This window comes from Rhizobium chutanense, assembly GCF_002531935.1.
GTDB lineage: Bacteria > Pseudomonadota > Alphaproteobacteria > Rhizobiales > Rhizobiaceae > Rhizobium > Rhizobium chutanense.
Window position 1 is genome coordinate 48,836 of sequence record NZ_NWSV01000017.1, and the last position, 16,054, is coordinate 64,889.

Here is a 16,054-nt window from a genome sequence, read left to right on the forward strand (position 1 = left end):
ATCACATCGCCTCTATTGCCCGTCGGATGCCATCAACCGCACTTCTCGGCGTATTGTTTGCGTCGTAAAGATTAACGCGCTTCGTGCACGCCGCATCCCGATCGGCGCCCTTCTCATCGGGCTCGCCGTATCTTTCCGACATGCCCCATACCGTCACGCCTTTCAAGTCGCCACGCTCGGCGGCCACAGCGATCACATCACCGAAAATATCGGCGTATGACGCCGGCGAAAAGCCTTTGTCGCGGTTCAGGAAGTGGCAGGACGCATCCAGTTCGGTGATGAAGATGCCGACCCCCATATCCTTCAGGGCCGCGCAGAACCGCCCCATTCCTTCCGGGTCGATCCGGTCGAGACCGGGACGGAAATGCGCCTGCAGCCCCACCGCGTTGATCGGCGTTTTCCGGGCGACGAGATCCCCGACGATTTTCAGGATGCGCCCCCGCTTCTGTTCGAACACGTCGGATTTTTTCTCCAGATGCGTTTCGTTGAGCACCAGCGTCGCACCGGGATTGGCCTGATGTGCCATGTCGAAACTCATACGGATATAATCGTCGCCAAGAAGGCGGCGGAAAACACAATCCCGCAGATCCGGCGCATCATATTCCAACGGCTCGTTCACCACATCCCAAGCGTCGATCGAGTTCTTATAGCGAGTGACAACCTGTTTTATATGACGGTTCATCGTCGCCTGAATGGTCTTCGCGTCGGTGATATCAGACACCCACTCCGGGACGCGATACCAGATCAACGTATGGCCATAAACCTTCATGTTGTTTTTTCGTGCAAATGCAACCATCCGGTCGGCGCTTGCGAAGCTGAAAACACCCGGCCTCTTTTCCGTCGCAGTCCATTTCAGCTCGTTTCGCGGCGTTATCGAATTGACGTTGCCGATGTAGATTTCGGAAGCGATCGGATCGTTGATGTTCTGCAGATCGATTGCCGATCCGAATCGGAACGCCTTGCTGTCGGCAAGCGCGCGCAGCCCTTTTTCCGGAGGCATCTGTGCCAGGGCCTGGCCTGCGCGGACATACAACAGGGCGAGCGGAACCGAGGCGAGGAAACGTCTTCTCTTCATTCTATCTCTCAACTGTTGGCTTTTTTCATGTCTGCGGCGGAATTTTAAAGGACCGGGCTCGTCAAACGGTCGATCGCGGAGTACGCGTTCAATTCGGCAGAGTAATGCAACCTCGAATATAGTTTCGCCATGGGGGATATTGTCAGTCTCTGCTAGACTTGCCGGCCTGCTCCAAGATATGAATCGTTTTTGGAGGGCGCCCGGGATGGAAGAGTGGACTGGCTACCTGATAAGCTGTTTTCATATTGCACTGCAAAATGCCGTTTTTTTTATGGCGGCGGTTCGAAACGACCTGGCTTTTCTCGCTGATTGGCAGTTCGCAGCCCTCGTTCTCGGCGTCATCGCCATCATTGTCCTCCTGACTGCCGCGCTCGTCAGAACGTCCTGGCGGTTGCGCCGATCGGAGATCGTCATCCGGTCGCTGAACGACGATCTTGCGCAGGCCACGCAGGATCTCAATGTCGAACGTGTCTGGCGCCTGGCGGGCGGAGACAGCACCGAACGGCCGAGCGCGGACAGCCTGCAAGAGCTTTACAAGATTTTGGCGAGACATCACGACGATGCAAGTTCTATGGCGTGATAAGCCGGCGCATGTCGCGCGGCCGGAAACCGAGAGCGCGTCGCATCGACTTGCTTCATGCAGCCCGCTTTAGCTCCCCGTTGTCCCGGAGCTGCTGCGCACGACCGGCGACAGGCATCAATGCCGAGATTGCGGGTGTTCTGCTGGGGCCTCGGCATCGGCGGGCGTCGATATTGATTTCGGCTGCATAGATTCCGGCTGCGGGATGCCGGTCTCGGCCGTCGGGTCCGGCGATGGTAGCCATATTCTGCTGGCGAAATAATTTCTCGTTCTTTTCTGCGGTCCCGAGGCCGCATCCAGCGACAGCGTGAAATTATAGCGGCCGGCGTTGAGCACCTCATGGGTGAAGCTGATGCTGGCTCCGAAGCCGTCTTCCTTGACGTCCCTGAGATTTTTAATCGCATTCAGCGTCTCGTGAAAATCGAGCCATTGCGGTTGCCGCAGCATGGTTTCGAAAATTCGCAGAATAGCTGGATCGAGTTGGCCATTCTGATCCGTCTCGGGGTTGATGATTTTCACCCGCATATTGTTGATCGTGCCGGCGGCGTCGCCGCGAACGATGACGAAGACGGAGTTCGGAAGCTGATCCTTCTCCCGCTTGCCGCTATGCTCGAAAAAGCATTCGAACGTATCGGCGTTAAAGCTCGCCGGCGCCCAATCGCTGGTTTGAATGCCGGCAGCGCGCAGCGCCGCACACATTGCCGGCCCGGATATCCGCCATGTCCTGAGAAAAGTCGACGCGGTCTGTGCCATCGGTGGCTCGATAATGTGCACAGGAAGCGTGAAGGCGGCCGGAGGCGTCGGGCGGGGAGGGGCTTTGGGCGGCGGCGGCTTGACTTCAGGGGGAAAGAGATCGAAGCCAAAATAATGGCCGACCGTCTTCAAGTGTTTCATATCGTTGGAAAGAAGCACCGTCCCCATGATCAGCGAGAGGGAGATCGTCAGCAGCAACCAGAAGACCACGGGAATCTTCGGTTTTCCCACCGGCTGTTTGGCATTTGCGGACGATGAATTCTCGGGCAAGCTTGTCTTCTCCGGTGCGAGAAGGGTTTCGATCGGGCTGTCTGAATCCAGCAGTATACATCTATCCGTTAAATATCTTTGGCTTCATGTCGGCAATTGGGCACCTTTGTGCCTGCAATCCGGACGGGGACGATAGATTTCGCCGGAGGCGCTGCATGCCACCTCCATCGGAAATTGCTCGCGCTGCATGGTTTTTCGTGTGTCGGTTTTATTTATTTATAATAAAATCAAAGATTTATATTTCTAGCGTCATTGCAATTCGGTGCATCCAACCAAATTTTCGACGTATTTTTTGATAGGTTTGCCGCGCAATCGCCGAGGGAGAGGGGAAATGTCCGTCGAGCTTGATGCAACGACCTATGTTCACGCCAAACCGACAACCGCGCATTCCTACATCCTGCCTGCAGTGCTCGATGTGCTGGAGAGTCATTTCGACGGTTTTGCGGAACGCGACGTCTTTGATTTGGGATGTGGCACCGGCGGAGCAGCCGCCGCTCTTGCGGCCAGGGGTTATTACGTCGTCGGTGTCGATCCTTCCAGCGATGGTATCGCCAAGGCCAATATCAGTTATCCCGAACTGCCGCTGAACGTCGGCTCGGCCTATGACGATCTTTCCCGGGAGTACGGGACATTCAACGTTGTCATCAGCCTTGAAGTGATCGAGCATGTCTACGATCCCAGGGCATTCACCTCGACGATGTACGATCTCGTCAAGCCGGGCGGCGTCGCCGTGATGTCGACGCCCTATCACGGTTATCTGAAGAACCTTGTGCTGGCTGCGATGGGAAAAATGGATGATCACTTCATGCCGTTGAAGGATCATGGACATATCAAGTTCTGGTCGAAGAGCACACTGAGCACCCTGTTGCTCGAAGCCGGCTTCGGCAATCTGCGTTTTGAATATGTCGGGCGGATCCCGGTTTTGGCCAAGTCGATGATCGCCGTCGCTCGAAAGCCTCTTTAGAGACTGCGTAGGAGCGGCGCGGGTTTCGGCAGAGTTCCGCCGGGCGAGGGAAGGTGGTGCGCATCCCTTCGGGGGCATCCAAGGAAATAATCCACAGGTTGTCTTTTACTCCGCGTAACGCTGAAAAAATTCCTTACGAAATATTTACTTTTAGTTGCATTCTTGCTTAAACTCTCCATTATACGGCTGAGCATGCTGATAAAGTGGGAGACTTGTTCACATGAAGGCTAAATCCCCGAATTCGATCGACGTCTATGTCGGCAACCGTGTGAGAGTTCGGCGAAAGACGCTCGGGATGACCCAGCACGGTCTGGCCGAACTTCTGGGCATTACCTTCCAGCAGATCCAGAAATATGAAAAAGGAACGAACCGAATAGGCGCCAGCCGTCTGCAGAAGATATCCGAGATTCTGCGCGTGCCCATCGGTTTTTTCTTCGAGAACGGCGGTTCCGGACCGATCGAAGGCGAGACCAGCGAATTGAACAAGTTTTTGTCCTCGAAGGAGGGGCTGGCGCTCAACAAGGCATTTATCGCCATCGAGGATCCGAATATCAGGCAAAAACTGGTAGCCTTGGCCAAAAGTCTGGCGGTCACGGGATTGTCGGAGATCGATGGTGAGTTGCAGGATCCGGTTATCGGCGCATGAGGACGGATTTTCTTCATCCGCAAACATTCGACGATCTGCGGTTGATCGAGACGAAGGGCGGGCGGCGGAAACGCTCTGTCGGCAACATGCCGAAAGCGGCAAACCCGATGTTCGATGCCGGCCCGATGTTTGACGCCGGCCCGATGTTTGACGCCGGGCAGTGATCGCCACCGGTCCCGGCCGGAATATTGTATAAAGACTTTAAACGGAAGGCCTATTGAAGGCCGGCTCTTGAACAATAGGGGCATTCCTTGGCGAGGGCCGTCATCTGACCCACCACGCTCCATATTCCGACAGGATCATGTCGCCGGGGGAAACTCTTTCCCGCGTCGAACCCTTTCTGGCGCGGTTCGGCATTACCAGGGTGGCGCGACATACCGGACTGGACGACATCGGAATCCCTGTCTGGTGTGCTTATGCTCCGAATTCGCGGTCGATCGTGATCGCCCAGGGAAAGGGCCTGACCGATCTGGACGCCAAGATCTCCACTGTCATGGAAGCCCTCGAACGGGCGGTTGCCGGCGAGCCCTCCGTCAAACGCGTCCACGATTCCTCGTCCGGGCTGCAGACGATGGGCTACGCGGTCGACAGGTTGAGCTGTCTCACCGCCGTCCATAAACTCGATCTCGGGCCGGATGAGGAAACCGAATGGGTTGCCGGCGTCAATATCCTCAGCGGTGACGAGATCCACATTCCCTTTGAAGCGGTGTTGCTCGACCGGACGCGTGACGCGCGATACTGGATGTCGTCGGATGGCCTGGCTTCTGGAAACAGTGTCGAGGAGGCGATTTTTCATGGCGTTCTGGAGCGGATCGAGCGTGATGCCCATGTGTTGTGGCAGGTGGGCCGGCAAGCCGATCTTTATACCGGCTGTGTCGATCCCCGCGGCTTCGAGGACAGCGCCCTCACCGGGTTGATCGACAAGATCGAAAGATCGGGGTTGGCGCTCAGGCTGTTCGATATCACCAGCGACATCGGTATTCCCTGTTTCACCGCCATGCTGGGGCCGGGGGAGGCTGTTCCCAGCGCCAGGGAACTTCACGGTGAGAAGGATATTCGCCTCGTCGAGGTGACCGGCGGCAGCGGGGCGCATCCGGTTCCCGTGCGTGCGGCCATTCGGGCGGTGACGGAAGCCGTGCAATCCCGGCTAACCTATATCAGCGGCGCCAGGGACGATATTTCGCCCGCAACTTTCTTACGATCCCTGCCGCCGCTGATGCGCCGGGCCTTCGATGCGGTTGCCGCACCGCCTGCCGCCGACCTTTGCCGGGGCGGCGCGGCAGCATATCGGCATCAGGATCTGGCGCAGCTGCTGCAACATGTGCTTGACGCCCTGCGCGACAAAGGGATCGCTTCGGTCATCGCGGTGCGCCTCAGCGAGGACACGCTTCCCTTCAGCGTCGTCAAAGTCATCATCCCCGAGCTCGAAAATCCGGAAGGAGAGCGCGCCCGGCGATTTGGAGCAAGGGCGCTGGCCAAGGGGATGGGGTTTTGAAGGTCATCTTCGCAGGTCCCAGCCTTCCCGATGCGGCGCTGCTTGCCGGCGGGGCGATCCGTGTCCTGCCGCCCGCCATGCAAGGCGATGTCCTGGCTCAGCTGGAGCAGGGCGCCAATGTCATCGGCTTGATCGACGGTGGTTTCGAATATGCCGCGCCCGTCTGGCATAAGGAAATTCTCCATGCTCTCTCGCTTGGTGTCGCTGTTTTCGGGGCAGCCAGCATGGGCGCCCTGCGGGCTGCGGAATGCCACCCGTTCGGGATGGTCGGAATCGGCCGCATTTTCGAGGACTATCGCACCGGCCGGCTGGTCGACGATGCTGCCGTCGCACTCATGCATGCGCCGACGGCACTCGGCAGCAAGCCGTTGACGATACCACTCGTCAATGTCAACGCCACGCTCGATGCGATGGAGGATCGCGGGCTGCTGGCAAAGGGGTTGCGCCAGGCGCTTGAAGATGCGGCAAACGCGATGTTCTTCAAGAAGAGGACATGGCGGGCGATCGTCGAGCAATGCGCAGGGGTAGAAGAGCCGGCTCGTCCGCAGCTGCTGGCGGCACTTGTCTCGCATTCCGTCGATCAAAAACGCCTTGATGCGCTGGAATTGCTGAAAGCCGTGCAGGAAGCCCGCGACATCCGCTCGAGCGCCGACCTGCCCTGGAAACTGCATGAAACCTCGTTCCGGGCGCGACCTACGCTTTGAATCGATGACGGCAATGTCACCGGGAGTTGTGTCACGCTTTTTTCACGGGCTCGATCACGTCTACGCGCGTATCATTCCTTCCATTGAGGGAGAAATGGGTATGGGCGTGACATTGATTGCCAAGATAGATTCAGACTGCGGGGCGGAAGACGGTCGGGACGAACTCATCGCACTGGCGCGCATGATCGCCTATGCGCGGCATGTCGCTCAAGATGTCAAACTGGAGGTCGCGACGAATTGCCTCGATCTGGCGCTCGAGGCCGTGACCCAGCAGGTGGGGGAGAGTTTGACCAGGGAGCTGGGCGAATTGAGTTCTCCGGTGCCGCAAGTGAGCGTCAGGAGACACTGAAGCGCGTTGCAATCTTTCAGGTCTCTCTGCCGGCGCTTTAAATCCGTATTTTACGCAAGTCGCATTGTAGGGCCACGCACAGCTTTGCGCGGCCTTATCCGACGCATTTCACTCTCTCGGAACTGCTACGCACGCTCTCGGAAGGTGAATCGCGTTGCCTGACCTTTCAGGCAAGGGGCTGACGAGCGACGAAATCGCAGTCGTATCCGAATATCAGCCGGAAACGGCTGATACCTATCTCTAGCGCGCAACCCGGAACCTCGCCGATCTTCATGCAGCAAAATTGTGCATCTCGCTCGGCGGGAACATCCGTGAGAGATTGAGGAAGCAGATCATGCCGCTCTCATGGGTGATAACGCCATCGGAAAAACCGTGGTCGAAGGACGTGGCGATTTCAGGTATGGGCTGGATCTGGTCGCCGCGAACGCTGAGAATGTCCGACACCTGATCGACTAACAGACCGAGCACCATTCCGTGAACGTCGGCGACCACAATGGCGCTGTGTTCATTGGGCGCAGTTGCCGCCATGCCGAGTTTGAGGGCGAGGTCAATGATTGGAATGACCGATCCGCGCAGGTTGATGACTCCCAAAATCTCGGAGGGCGCATGAGGAACCGGGGTGGACGGGGACCATCCGCGAATTTCGCGGATGGTGGTGGTCGTGACGCAGAACTCCTGTCCATGGAGGCCAAAGGCGATGATTTCGAGGGTATCGCTTCCGACGCTGATCGCTGAGCTTGGCAAGGCCATCAGAATGACTCCCAGCCGTCGCTTGCGACTGCGGCATTGCCGTGGAATGCAGCCGCCACTTTGTTTGCCATTGCCCGCGCCGGGGACGCGACCGGCTTCGAGGTGACAGTTGCGGGAGCAAGCCGCGCTTGCCGTAACCCCAGGCTGCTTCCGATATTGAACTGACCGAGCAGTTCAAACAGCGCCTCAGCTTCTTTCGCAAGATTGTGAGCAGCGGCCGTGGACTCCTCGACCATGGCGGCGTTCTGCTGCGTACCCTGATCCATGGTGTTGACGGCCTGGTTGATCTCCTTGATCCCGGTTGCCTGCTCCCTGGCGGCTTCGACGATCGCTTCAACGTTGCCGTTGACCTCCTGGACTTGCGATACGATCGTATTGAGCGCCGTACCCGTTTCGCCAACCAGCGCCACGCCGCTCTTAACGTGAGTGTTCGAATCGGTGATCAACTCTTTGATCTCCTTGGCGGCTTTGGCAGAGCGTTGTGCAAGCTCGCGCACTTCCTGGGCGACGACCGCGAAGCCCTTTCCGGCATCACCCGCGCGCGCAGCTTCGACTCCTGCATTCAGCGCCAGCAGATTGGTCTGGAAGGCGATCTCGTCGATAACGCCGATGATGCTGGAAATCTCGGAGGATGACTTCTCAATCTTGCCCATGGCATCGATGGCGCTACGCACGACCGAGCCCGAATGCTCGGCATTGTCGCGCGTCTTGCGGACGAGCTGGCCTGCCTCTTCGGCGCGGCGGCTCGAGTCGGCTACCGTCGTGGTGATCTCTTCGAGGGCGGCGGCCGTTTCTTCCACCGAAGCTGCTTGCTGCTCCGTTCGCTTCGACAGGTCGTCGGAGGCCGAACGGATCTGCTGCGAGCCGGCGGCGATTGCGCGGGTGTTCTCTGCCACCGTCTGCATTGCAGTGCGCAGCTTTTCCACTGCACTGTTGAAGTCGGTGCGGAGCTTTTCCAGCGTGGGAATGAAGGAAGTGTTTAGGTTCTGCGTGAGGTCGCCATTCGACAGTTGCGTGAGGGCGGTTGCAAGCTGATCGACATTGGTCACCCGGGCGGTCACATCGGTTGCGAATTTGACGACTTTAAAGACCTTGCCGTTCATATCGAAGATGGGGTTGTAAGAGGCCTGGATATAGACTTTCTTTCCGCCCTTGCCGATGCGCAGGAATTCTTCGGCGATGAACTCGCCCTCGGACAGACGCTGCCAGAAGCGGCGATAGTCGTCGGTGCTCGTGTAGACGCTGTCGCAGAACATCGAATGGTGGCGCCCCTGGATTTCCGAAAGCTGATAGCCAAGCGCCGAGAGAAAATTCTGGTTCGCCGTAAGGACCTCTCCATTCGGTGTGAACTCAATAACGGCCTGAGCGCGTGATAGGGCGTCGAGTTTGCCGGCATCCTCAGCGCCTTTCAGCTTCTGCGCCGTGATGTCCGTTGCGAATTTGACGACCTTATAGGGCTTCCCACCTCGGAAGATGGGATTGTAGGAGGCTTCGATCCAGACCTCCTTGCCGCCTTTGCCGATGCGCTTGTACTGGCGCTGGTCGAAGTCACCACTGTTGAGCCTCGCCCAAAATTCGCGATAGGCATTGGAGGAGGCTTCCGTGGGATCGACGAACAGCCGGTGATGCTGACCGATGATCTCCGATGCTTGGTAGCCCAAGGCTCTACAAAAATTGCTGTTTGCGGTCAGTATCTTACCTGTCATGTCGAATTCGATAATGGCTTGCGATTTGTTCATCGCAGCCAAGACTGCTTTGGCATCTGAACCAAAGCCAAACGCGATTGCTTTCATACTGTTTCCTCCTGGTGCGGCACCTGAAAGCCGCTTTGCTTTTGTAATGATCGCCCTCGCGCATCTGCATTCGGCATCCGCGGCAAGCGGCAGCGAGAAAGCCGGCTCATCGATGCGGGCCAGGGCAGTGTTGTTGTCTATTGACGATGCACGGGAATTCCAAAACTGGGATAGGATAGTTCCGAGAGAATGAACGGGTGGATTCAACCACCCATAGATTTCAGGCGAGGCGATACCGTCCGGTGGGGAGAGGGAGAGATTGCAGCCTCCCGACGCTGAGGGGCAAAATGATCGGGATTCGTCAGTTCATCCAGAATGGTCGTCAGTCGCCTGAAAACGTGTTCAATTTCCACGCGGACATCCGTCATCTTTTGCACTGAACTCGCGTCTTCGCCGGCAAAGCCAGAAGCGTCGGGAGCCTGGTTGAAGGGAAAAGTGATGATATTGCTCATGGAAACTACCTGTATTCGAGATTTCTGAAACGCCGTCCATCCAACCAAATTCTTGATCTGCATGGGAAAGCGCTTCACCCCAAATTTGGAGTTCTCTGGTTTACAAGGGGTAAATGTCTTAATCGCGTGCAGTTAAAAAGCGCATTATGGATATCGAATGCGCTGTGCGTATACGAGACAGTTTACAGTCGGACCCTGGACAAGGTCCGGGGGACTGCATGCTGCCGGAGAGTTGAGACTATACTGAAACTTGCGACCGGTAAACGATCCCGCGGCGTTGTCTCCGGGCAGGGAGGCGGCGGCGATTTTGCGTTTCAAATGTTTCCCGGTCGATCGGCCGCTCGATGGCCGATCATTGACCTCAATGGGTTAGATTGCGCTTCTGCGCCAGCAGTAAAATGTAATCGTCGGCAATGTCTGCGATGGCCATTGCGACTTCCGCCGGATCGCATCCCTCGACCTTCGTATTTGCAATGAATTGATAGACCGCCTTCTCGATCTGCTTCCGGCAGATCATTACGCGTTCATCATAACCAAATTCCGGAATCTGCGATGCTAGATCACTCATCAGCTCAGCTCCCTCACTACTTACAGTGACCATGACACAAATTATAAGTTGAGCAAGCAAATGCTTTATGAACGGTTAATTCGCTGAGGGAGTGCGACCATTTCGACACAGCTGGAAACCTTGGGGCGGGCCTTCAGGCCTGTTGATATAGAACCGTGCCAGCTGGCCGCGCATATAAGTTGTTTCGTATCGGAAGGCTTGCGAAAGAAAGCGGCGCATGCCGGCGCCTCAGGCTTTCAGGCGGACGAGGCAAGACCGGATGCCGAGTTGAAACGGCAGGCGGGATGCGACCGGCGGCATGGGTGGCCGAGGTCGTGGGGAACAGGGAAATGTGAAGGTCTATCAGTATATTACGGCTAGGGCATTTTCGCGGCCGCTATCGCGCTATCGAATTGCATGCCGGCTTCTTGATGCATCAACAACCGAGGATCGCTGGGCTGTCGGTTAAAAGGCCTCATTAGCAAGGCGACGTGGCTGAGAAGCCAAGGCGGAAATAGCTCTGAATAGTTTTTCTTCTTCCGCCCCGAAGGTAAGTCCGGTGTTCTCTCGAGCGCCAGTTCAGAATAAACTGCAATCGGCATTTCATGTATATTGCTTAAAAATTTATCAAAAGGTAAATTTGTGAAATTCAGATAAAAGTTGTATTTAAGTTTCAATTATAACATGGCTGGAATTCCTATGGATATTAATAGAAATATGTATTTCTTTCGAATGATTGTATCGATGCCGACGAGTTCTCTCGAATGGTAATATCGATTTCATGGAGATTGCTTGGCTTTCGCAATTTCATTGCTGATCCGAATGTTTTTATGGATCAGCGGAAATGGCGTCGAGATGTCGAGCGGGAAGAATCGGCGCTGCAACCTCACTTGCCAATGATATCGGCTTTTCTCATCAAAGCCGATCCCGACAAGACAATAGCGCCTTCCGCAACGGGATCTGCCTGTGCCGACGCAGCGATAAAAGCGATTGCATTTCGGCAATCTGCCATAAGCAGGTTGAGGACCCGCCGGGGTGGGTGGCGGGTCCTCCGGTAGGAATGCTTGCACAGTGCCCAGGTATGGTTACAGTAAAAAATATGATTGTCACAGATCATTATTGGGTGGTTATTTCTTATCGTGACTTAATTGTATTTTTCTGATTGATTTTCTATTGAATATGTGCATTTCGTCTTGAAAAATATTGAGGATTTACAGTGTTCTCTCAGCAGGTGATCCATGTCCAAAAAACATTGAGAACCAGAGCATTAGCGAGTTTGAGCTTGGCAGCTTGCGAACGCGCATGCTTGACGCGGCCCGCACCAAAGCGCGGCGGGGGAACTGCGCCTGAGCGTTCTGATCGGCTATATCGCGCACTGCGATTTTGGGGCGGGCTTGATCTTATAGCGCGGCGATCTGGAGGAGGCGCTCATTTCGTCTGCCGCTGCTCCATTTATTGACACTCAAACCTGCATCTTGGTGTACCTTATTTGCGATGGTGTAGATTTCGGAGTTGAGAGCTTGAAGAAATCCGCAAGAAGTGACGTAACTGTTGCTGTTGTAATCCCCGCCTATAACGCGGAACAAACTCTGACTGAAACAATCAGCAGCGTTCGCAATCAAACACATCAGGCGCTCGATATCGTTGTGGTCGACGACGGTTCTAAGGACCATACCCTGGCTGTTGCGCAAGCAGTCGCTAAAATAGATCCGCGCGTGCGAGTATTGAAGCAAAGAAATTCCGGCGTCGCTGCTGCTCGAAATGCGGGTTGGCGCTCTACGTCTGCCGACTTGGTGGCATTCCTGGATGCCGATGACCTTTGGTCACCGGATAAAATTGAGCGACAATTGGCGGCATTGGAGGCAGGTGGTCCTCAAGTCGGGCTGGTCTACACTTGGTATGCGATGATCGACCACAAGAATTACGTCATTTACCGAAGCAATGAAATTTCCATCGAGGGAGATGTGCTCGACGAGGTGCTTGCCAATAACTTCATTGGAAATGGAAGTTCGCCACTCGTACGGCGGAATATCCTCGAGGCGACGGGAGGATTTGACTCCTCACTTCAACAGCGCGGCGCGCAGGGATGTGAAGATCTCCTGTTCTACTGCTTGGCCGCTGAATTCTCGCATTTTGCGGTGGTGCCGGATCATCTTGTCGGCTACCGCCAAACCCCCGACAACATGTCAGCCAATCTGACGCGAATGCTTCGGTCCTGGATTCTGGTCGCGGATGAAATGCTAAAGAGACACCCGGACAGGAGTTCTGCAATCCGGGCCGGTCTGCGCAGCTGTGGCCGGTGGCTCGCCCAAAGGGCGGTTGAACAAGGCCGATACCGCGCGCTCATCGGACTTGTGGCAACCATGTCGCGACATGACAAGTCAATTGCCGCCAGGATGCTGGCGGTCGAGGCGAGATCAAAGGCGATGACGAGCCTCAAAAAAAAGATCCGATCATGGCGGAAGCAGGAACCTTATTTCTCTCCAAATCCCAACCATCGTTTTGCTCTGGGAACAAAGTACGATGCGGGTTGGAAGGTGGAAGCCCCGATGCTTGTTTCAGCCGAATAGCAGATTTGCGAACTCTGACGGGGTGATCCCGCGAAAAACCTCCTGTCTTTTCAATGCGAGCTTATCTGCATCCGCCCGCACCGTGCCACCGACGCAGCTTAACCCGATCCGGTAACCACACTGTTCGGCCAAGTCCCGGATAGCGGGGTCGAAGTCGCCGTACGGATATGCGACCGCCAGCACGTCTCGACCCAGGCATTTTTCAAGCATAGCTTTGGAGCCGGCAAGCTCTCGCAACAGGTTGTCCGGTGCCAGGGCAGATAAACGCACGTGTCGGACACCGTGGGCGCCCAGCGTCACGTCGCTTTTCGCGACTGCAGCAAGTTCCTCCCACGTTAGCAGTGGAGCTGGCGATCCATAGGCCGAATCCCATATTGCAGAGCCGCCGACCCTACCTGTTGGGACAAAGAGGGAGGATGGGAAGCCGTATCGATGTAGCAGTGGGAGGGCATGGGTCATGAAATCGCGTGTAGCGTCGTCGAAGGTCAGAACTAATGTCTTTTCGGGCGGTTTGGCCCCTTCATCGAAACAAGCAAGCAGCCGATCCAAAGTCATCCCGCGCCATCCGGCGTCGCGCAGGAAGGCCAGTTGAGCTTCGAAAGCCTCCGGAGACTGGCGGTATCGAGCAAGCTGTTCCGCCCCGTCGTCCGAAACTTGATGATACATCAGGATCGGGACATCGTTCCAGTCGGCCGCTGCTTCCACAACTTGCCCCCCTCTCCAGCGTACCTGGCTGGCGACCTGAAGAGGCAAAGGCTGCGCCGTGTTTACTTCCACGCGTGTCGGCTCAACGAAGCCCCCGTGCTCCACCTTCTCGAACCTTTGGATTCGATAGAGTGGACTCTTGGCTTCAACCGAGAGAGTTAAATCCGGATGCTGGTCAAACATCTCACCTATGCCGACCGCACCGAATTCATGCGGCCACCCAAATCCCGTCTCATTCGGCCTATCAATCAGAAGGTTGGCGTGGGCGGTCACGAACCAACCGCCAGTGCGAAGGCTGCCTGCAATCTTATCGACTATCTGCCGGAGTTTTTCTCTGTTCTCGAAATAGTACAGAACTTCACTGCAGACGATGAGATCGTAAGGCCCTCCCAGCTCGTCGCGCAAAAGATCCAACTGCCGATAGTCTACCGCGCCATCATGGTCCTGAAGCGAGGCCGCTCGAGCGACTGCCGACGCCGAAATGTCGGTCGCCAGCAGGTTGTCGACGCGGGAGGCCAACATCCGTGTAAAGGTTCCCTCCGCGCAGGCCAGCTCAAGGCCGCTTGAAAAGCGCCGATCGTCCAACAACGAGAGTGTTTGAAGATATTTCACAGTCTCGTAGTTATTTCGGTAGTCCCAAGGATCGACCTGGGAAAACAGCTCCTCCCAATACGCCTCCGTATCGTACTTCGGCACCTCATCGTCCACCGGGCCGGTTTTTTTCGACGGCGTCTCCTTTAACATCTGCGCCGAGGCTGCAGCTGCCCGCTGGCTTTCCTCTTCAACGATTCGATCGAATTCGACGCGCCCGGCATGCGCGAGGGCCGATATCGAGTCGACAGGTGCTGGTGTCGGCTCCTTCTTGCTCCACCAACCCGCTACTGCCTTGGCTTCGGCCCAATATGATATTTTGGCCATGAGCTTCAGCGCCCGTTGAGCTCCCCCCCGGTGGCTTGGCGCTACTATGCTGGCGGAGGCGGCGCGCTCATCATCCTGATCAGGATTGACGGAGCCATCTTCTGCCGCAGTTGCGTGCGTCAGATCGTCGAACTCCGGGCTGAACGCCAGCCTAAGTCGATTTCGTATAGCATCCGCTTCGATTGCGCCGAAGACAACAAACTCCAGCTGCCCCAGCAGCGTCGGACCTTGCCAGATGCAACAGCGCAACCGCTCAATGCCGGGCAAGATCAGGTCGACGATCGGTCGATCCAAATCGATTGGCTGTATCCTTCTTGTTCCGATCGTGGCGGGCACGTTGGTCGGCAGTTGGTCAGCGATCTTTCGCTCCAGTGAACGAACCAACAGGGAACCAAAAGCTTCTTGGGGACCATGCCGATTAAACCAAGCCTCAAGCTCCGGAAGCTTGCCCTGGATCTTCGACCAGAGTCCGGGCCAAATCGGCTCGTCCGGGAAGGCGCCGACCACAATCCCGTCTAGCAATATTGCGCTGAGCGCGTAGGCATCGGCGTCAGGCGGAAGTGGCTCTGCTACCCGGTCAAGCAGTTCGCCAGGATCGTCCCCCTGACCTATTGTGGCGCCGACGAGCCAGGTCGCGAGATACCAGCACGCTGTTCCCAATGCGGCTTGTGTTATTCCCTGGGCGAGCGCCGGCACCGGATAGGCGATGCGCGGATCGGAATGGTGGCCGCGCCGGATCACCTTAAGACCAAAATCGAGATGCTTGATCCTGTCCGACGACAGCGAGCCGGCCGTTACGCTAACGTCAGCCATCGGGCCTTCGACCGGCGCAAACTCGGCGCCAGCCCGAGCGAGGCGCTGCCACAGGTCCCAGTCCTCGCACATTGTCATTTCTGGATCGAAGCCGCCGATTTCCGCAAGCCGGGACCGGCGAAGCAAGGCGGCGTGGATCGCGAAGGGGCAATAGCGCGCTGTTTCGGCAAACGGATTGTCCATTTTCACGGCGGGGTGAGGCTGCCACCAGGGAGCACCATCTTTCAGGCGGCGCCAACCGCAATGCAGAATGTCGGCCTGCGGCAAAGTTCGTGTGTGATGCAGCATGATTTCGAGATGGGCCGGTGCCAGCGCGTCGTCTGAGTCGAGAAAGACGACCCAGTCGCCTTTCGCCTGTGCCAGCCCCGCATTGCGAGCAGCTGACACGCCGCTCTGCTCCTGCCGCAGTACATGGAAGCGCCTATCCCGAGCCGCGAAACGGTCCGCGATTTCAGCGGTCCGATCGGTTGAACCATCATCGATGATGATGCATTCCCAGTCAGCATGAGTTTGCGCTATCAGACTCTCCAACGTCGAGGAAAGTGTTGTTTCCGCTCCATGCGCCGGTGTAATGATGGAAACCATCGGCATAATTATTGCTTCCTGCGATAAAGATCACGCTGGAGTTACCGTGTCACTTCGCCAGTATGATGATCTTTACTACTTTGAG

General features: G+C 56.5%; 15 protein-coding genes and 1 pseudogene. 9 read left to right on the forward strand and 7 right to left on the reverse strand.

Going from position 1 to position 16,054, the window contains the following annotated elements:
- Position 1: 1 nt before the first annotated feature.
- Positions 2-1,075 carry an endo-1,4-beta-xylanase gene (locus CO666_RS22165; protein ID WP_097614344.1) on the reverse strand — a complete coding sequence of 358 codons (1,074 nt, stop codon included), beginning with the start codon at positions 1,073-1,075 and terminating at the stop codon, positions 2-4.
- Between the two features lie 205 nt (positions 1,076-1,280).
- Here CO666_RS22165 and CO666_RS22170 point away from each other — a divergent pair, with 205 nt between their 5' ends.
- Positions 1,281-1,655 carry a hypothetical protein gene (locus tag CO666_RS22170; protein WP_245436836.1) on the forward strand — a complete coding sequence of 125 codons (375 nt, stop codon included), beginning with the start codon at positions 1,281-1,283 and terminating at the stop codon, positions 1,653-1,655.
- Positions 1,656-1,772: 117 nt separating this feature from the next.
- On the opposite strand, the gene CO666_RS22175 is transcribed toward CO666_RS22170, so the two are convergent.
- Positions 1,773-2,678 carry a DUF6030 family protein gene (locus CO666_RS22175; protein WP_097614346.1) on the reverse strand — a complete coding sequence of 302 codons (906 nt, stop codon included), beginning with the start codon at positions 2,676-2,678 and terminating at the stop codon, positions 1,773-1,775.
- Between the two features lie 331 nt (positions 2,679-3,009).
- Here CO666_RS22175 and CO666_RS22180 point away from each other — a divergent pair, with 331 nt between their 5' ends.
- The 6 genes from CO666_RS22180 (at position 3,010) to CO666_RS22200 (ending at position 6,836) form a co-directional block, all read left to right on the forward strand.
- Complete coding sequence (locus CO666_RS22180) at positions 3,010-3,642, forward strand: class I SAM-dependent methyltransferase (RefSeq protein ID WP_097614347.1); 633 nt, start codon at positions 3,010-3,012, stop codon at positions 3,640-3,642.
- Positions 3,643-3,862: 220 nt separating this feature from the next.
- The gene (locus CO666_RS22185) at positions 3,863-4,288 is read left to right on the forward strand and encodes a helix-turn-helix domain-containing protein (RefSeq protein ID WP_097614348.1); all 426 of its coding nucleotides are present in this window, start codon (positions 3,863-3,865) and stop codon (positions 4,286-4,288) included.
- Positions 4,285-4,452, forward strand: coding sequence for a hypothetical protein (locus CO666_RS34235; RefSeq protein WP_179869742.1), 168 nt, complete (start codon positions 4,285-4,287; stop codon positions 4,450-4,452). Before CO666_RS22185 ends, CO666_RS34235 begins: the two co-directional genes overlap by 4 nt.
- Positions 4,453-4,589: 137 nt before the next feature.
- Positions 4,590-5,783 carry a YcaO-like family protein gene (locus tag CO666_RS22190; RefSeq protein WP_097614349.1) on the forward strand — a complete coding sequence of 398 codons (1,194 nt, stop codon included), beginning with the start codon at positions 4,590-4,592 and terminating at the stop codon, positions 5,781-5,783.
- Complete coding sequence (locus tag CO666_RS22195) at positions 5,780-6,487, forward strand: TfuA-like protein (protein ID WP_097614350.1); 708 nt, start codon at positions 5,780-5,782, stop codon at positions 6,485-6,487. The genes CO666_RS22190 and CO666_RS22195 overlap by 4 nt, the downstream gene beginning before the upstream one ends.
- Positions 6,488-6,587: 100 nt before the next feature.
- Positions 6,588-6,836: a hypothetical protein gene (locus CO666_RS22200; protein ID WP_097614351.1), complete on the forward strand. Its 249-nt coding sequence runs from the start codon at positions 6,588-6,590 to the stop codon at positions 6,834-6,836.
- 270 nt (positions 6,837-7,106) lie between these two features.
- Here the strand turns inward: CO666_RS22200 and CO666_RS22205 are convergent, their stop codons facing one another.
- From CO666_RS22205 to CO666_RS22220, 4 genes are all read right to left on the reverse strand, one after another.
- Positions 7,107-7,586 carry a chemotaxis protein CheW gene (locus tag CO666_RS22205; protein ID WP_097614352.1) on the reverse strand — a complete coding sequence of 160 codons (480 nt, stop codon included), beginning with the start codon at positions 7,584-7,586 and terminating at the stop codon, positions 7,107-7,109.
- On the reverse strand, positions 7,586-9,379 hold the full coding sequence (locus CO666_RS22210; RefSeq protein WP_097614353.1) for a methyl-accepting chemotaxis protein: 1,794 nt from the start codon (positions 9,377-9,379) through the stop codon (positions 7,586-7,588). Before CO666_RS22210 ends, CO666_RS22205 begins: the two co-directional genes overlap by 1 nt.
- Positions 9,380-9,582: 203 nt before the next feature.
- Positions 9,583-9,831, reverse strand: coding sequence for a hypothetical protein (locus CO666_RS22215; protein ID WP_179869743.1), 249 nt, complete (start codon positions 9,829-9,831; stop codon positions 9,583-9,585).
- A 361-nt stretch (positions 9,832-10,192) separates the two neighbouring features.
- The gene (locus tag CO666_RS22220; RefSeq protein ID WP_085738057.1) at positions 10,193-10,399 is read right to left on the reverse strand and encodes a hypothetical protein; all 207 of its coding nucleotides are present in this window, start codon (positions 10,397-10,399) and stop codon (positions 10,193-10,195) included.
- 1,242 nt (positions 10,400-11,641) lie between these two features.
- On the opposite strand from CO666_RS22220, the pseudogene CO666_RS34610 reads away from it, so the two are divergent.
- Positions 11,642-11,775: pseudogene (locus tag CO666_RS34610) on the forward strand (recombinase family protein); the annotation flags it as partial.
- Between the two features lie 123 nt (positions 11,776-11,898).
- Positions 11,899-12,948: a glycosyltransferase family 2 protein gene (locus tag CO666_RS22230; protein ID WP_097614395.1), complete on the forward strand. Its 1,050-nt coding sequence runs from the start codon at positions 11,899-11,901 to the stop codon at positions 12,946-12,948.
- On the opposite strand, the gene CO666_RS22235 is transcribed toward CO666_RS22230, so the two are convergent.
- Complete coding sequence (locus CO666_RS22235) at positions 12,937-15,975, reverse strand: trifunctional glycosyltransferase/class I SAM-dependent methyltransferase/polysaccharide deacetylase (RefSeq protein WP_097614355.1); 3,039 nt, start codon at positions 15,973-15,975, stop codon at positions 12,937-12,939. The genes CO666_RS22230 and CO666_RS22235 overlap by 12 nt on opposite strands.
- Positions 15,976-16,054 lie beyond the last annotated feature (79 nt).